The organism is Bacillus sp. mrc49 (assembly GCF_002803435.1).
The window spans coordinates 1-509 of record NZ_PHNG01000022.1 but is presented as its reverse complement, the minus strand read 5'-3'; the positions used below and the strand labels follow the sequence as shown (position 1 = coordinate 509).

Annotated in this window: 1 protein-coding gene; it reads right to left on the bottom strand. The window is 49.5% G+C overall.

Going from position 1 to position 509, the window contains the following annotated elements; all coding sequences use genetic code 11:
* Positions 1-509, bottom strand: a 509-nt coding sequence (locus CVN76_RS00245; RefSeq protein ID WP_157805371.1) for a condensation domain-containing protein, incomplete at both ends; no start/stop codon positions are given.

Genomic DNA, 509 nt, shown 5'->3' with positions numbered 1-509 from the left:
GCGATACCAATAATTCCACTTGCGCCTCGGAAGGATCTAACACATATTGATGAGCTGTACCCGATGTAACGGGAAAGAGCGTACGCAATGATTCATGGCGCTCGACTACATCATTGAGCGCAGCTTCGAGTGCCCCGGTATCAATTTCACCGGACATTTCAACCACGAGCGGAATGTTATACGGCGGGCTCGGACCTTCCAGGCTATGAAGGAACCATAATCGCCGCTGGGCAAAGGAAAGAGGCACCTGTTTTGGCCTTTGTGCCTTTTTAACAGGCAACCTTGCACTTCTCCCGTTAGAAAGCTGTTTGACAAGACCGGAAACGGTCGGTGTCTCGAACAATTTACCAATGCCTATTTCAACTCCGAATGTATCTCTTATTCGAGCCATCAAAGTCGAGGCAAGAAGAGAGTGACCGCCTAAATTAAAGAAGCTATCATCGATACCCACCCTTGAAAGGCCCAGGACCTCGGCGAAAAGATCGCTGACGATTTCCTCCTGCGGTGTT